The 2,948-nt window shown below is 56.4% G+C and carries 1 protein-coding gene and 1 pseudogene; both read left to right on the top strand.

Translation table 11 applies throughout. The features are described from left to right. Positions 1 to 510 precede the first annotated feature (510 nt). Complete coding sequence (locus QO034_RS23120; protein ID WP_284487853.1) at positions 511 to 2,304, top strand: amidohydrolase; 1,794 nt, start codon at positions 511 to 513, stop codon at positions 2,302 to 2,304. Positions 2,305 to 2,573: 269 nt separating this feature from the next. Beyond that, positions 2,574 to 2,807 (top strand): annotated as a pseudogene (locus tag QO034_RS23115) (IS256 family transposase); the annotation flags it as partial. Positions 2,808 to 2,948 lie beyond the last annotated feature (141 nt).

Genomic DNA, 2,948 nt, shown 5'->3' with positions numbered 1-2,948 from the left:
ACAATTCCGGAAGCCGTATCGGACACCTTGCTGAACGAAGCCAGAAAAAACACCATCGCAAACGCGTCGATCATAACCACAAAACAATAGCGTCCCGATGGCTTTTTACCGCCCCGTCAACAGTTCGCGATGTCTCGCCTGAACGCCAACCGCGCGTACTGTCGACAAAGAACGCAAACATTTCCAAGTGAACGTCGGCACAAAAATGATCGGCCAACGGAATTGCAGAGTAGTGGTGGTCGTCACGCTGCGTGTTTATCTGGCTGAGCTATTCATTGGGACTTGCAAACATGCGGGCAGAGCCTGTCAACGCCCTGCTCCTCGTGGCGGCGGATAGCATCTTGGGTGCTGCGCTCCGTCCCTCTTCTTCGACCACAGGATGGGCCGGAAAGTACAATTTTCGTTTGAACATCAACCGACAGTGACGCAAGCTTGTTTGAAGATCTCAGTTTGAACCTAGCGGCCAAGTTTCGGGTGCGCCGCATAGCGAGAAGAATGGAGGATAGCCGCATGAATCTGACCCGCTTAAACATACTTACCACAGCCGCAGGACTGGCATTGATCTGCACCAACAGTGCATTCGCCCAGACGACTCCCACACCGGAAGGCGGATTATCCTTCGATACCGGCATCTCGAACCGCAATTATCCGAGTTCCGACTGGGCCTTGATCAACGGGAAGATCTACACCGTGGACAAGGACAACCCCTGGGCCACGGCGATCGCGGTCGAGGGCAACAGGATCACCTATGTCGGTGACGCGCAGGGCCTCAAGGATCAGATCGGGATAGCGACCCGGGTCGTGGACCTGGATGGCAAGATGGTCCTCCCCGGTTTCGTCGAAGGTCATTTCCACGTCGTCGCCGGTGGTATTGTCGCCCAGGGGGTGGACCTGCAGACCGACGACAAGGACGAGGTGTTCGAAAAGCTTCGCCAGTACATCGCGGACAATCCGGACCTGGAGGTAATCGAGGGGTACGGCGTGCGCCTCAGTACGTTCAAGGATGGCTTGCCGACAAAGGAAATGTTCGACGAGATCGAATCCGAACGACCGATCTATCTTTGGACAGTCGACGGCCACAGTGCCTTTGTGAATTCCAAGGCATTCGAGATTGCCGGCGTCGACAAGGATACGCCGGAAACGGTTCCCGGCTATTCGTTCTTCGATCGTGATGCGGAAGGAAATCCAACAGGCTTCATCGTCGAGGTTCCCGCGCAGTTGCAGGTACTGTCCGCGCTTAGATCATTCAATGCCGACACCGTCCTGGAAGGCGTCAAGGAGTGGCTGCCCAAATTCTCCGCCGCAGGGATCACCACGGTGTTCGACTATGGCGTCCAGGGCGTAACGAACGAGGAAGCCTTCGACTGGTTGCAGGAACGCGAAAAGGAAGGGGCACTTCCGGTCCGCTTGCAAGGATCCTATTACTGGAACGATCCCGAGCTCGATCCCATTCCTCCGCTCCTCTCGTTAAAAGAAAAGTACAATTCAGAGCTGGTTAAGGTAGACACTCTGAAAATCAATCTCGATGGCGGCGACGAGAAGTGGAATGCGCTTTTCACAGAGCCCTACGCCGACAACCCGGATGTCAAGGTCGAACCGATCATTCCCTATGATGTCCTCTACAAGGTCGTTGCTGACGCCAACGCCCAGGGGCTCAATATCACCTGTCACTGTTTTGGCGATCTTGCCGTACGCAAGCTGCTTGACGCGAGCGAAGCAGCAACGAAGGGCAATCCATCGGGGGAAAGTCACCACGCCGTCTCGCATGCCGTGATGGTCCATCCCGACGACATTCCGCGCTTCGGCGAGCTTGGCGTGACCTACGACACGACCGGTTTCTGGATGAGTTTCGATCCGCTGCTCCAGTCCATTACCACCGACCGTCTTGGCGCGGATCGTGTTCAGGCCATGCTCCCGATGAAGCAGATCGCAGAAGCAGGGGGAAACATATCCCTGGGCTCCGACTGGCCAGCGTCCGGATATCTCTCGGAGTATCGCCCTCTCCTTTCAATCCGCACCGCCGTAACCCGTCAACTGCCGGGACGCGACGACATACCCCCACTCGGGAGCGAGGAAGCACGGATCCCTCTGGACATGGCAATCTACGCGCAAACCCTGGGCGCGGCCGCGGGCAGGGGTTTGAACGACAAGATAGGCTCTCTGCAAGCAGGCAAGATGGCCGACATGGTCGTTCTGGACCAAAACCTTTTCGAAATCGATCCTCACGACATCGACGAAACTCAGATCTTGCTCACGATCATGAACGGTGAGGTCACATATGACCACCTTGGGGTAACACAGTAAGGGCGGCCGGGATGGACGGCGGGTTCGCTGTGGACCTATCTGGACCGGTTGACCCGGCGCCACGGGAACTGGCGGAGGTCTGAATTGCGCAGCCAGCTGTTGTCGATCACTGTGAACGCGTCAAATCCGGTCTTGCCGTGGAGGAAGGGCGCTCATACCGATGAATTGCACGTGATCTTGGCATCAGCAAAAACACTGTGCTCGACATAATGAAACGACTCAGGGAAAACTCTTTGGGTGTCATTCTGCCCCCAGCCGGAACAGACCCCTGGAAGCATATCAGAACGAGCAACCCCATCGAGAGCACCTTTGCTACCGTCCGCCACCGCACCGGCAAGACCAAGGGCTGCCTAAGCCGGAAAACCGGTCTCGCCATGACCTTTCGCCTGATGATGTCAGCCCAAAGCAAATGGCGAAAACCCGACGGCGCGAACCGCCTGCCGGATATCGTTCAGGGGATTGAATTCAGAGACGGGATCAAGCAACTTCCAACCGCCGCCTGATCGCGCCGTCACCAACTTTCGACGGGGCGGTAAAAAGTGGATTCCTGTTTTGGATTCAGGCCGGTACAGTTGGCCATGATTACGATACGAGATCGATTGACCGGGGATCTGTTTGATCGCTGGTCGGAAATAAGCCCCAAA

It is taken from the genome of Sedimentitalea xiamensis (assembly GCF_030164465.1).
GTDB lineage: Bacteria > Pseudomonadota > Alphaproteobacteria > Rhodobacterales > Rhodobacteraceae > Sedimentitalea > Sedimentitalea xiamensis.
This window is presented reverse-complemented; position numbering and strand designations above follow the sequence as displayed.

What these genes read in the sequence shown, in the direction of transcription:
- QO034_RS23120 (WP_284487853.1), top strand. Translation starts at nt 511, where the DNA reads ATGAATCTGACCCGCTTAAACATACTTACCACAGCCGCAGGACTGGCA.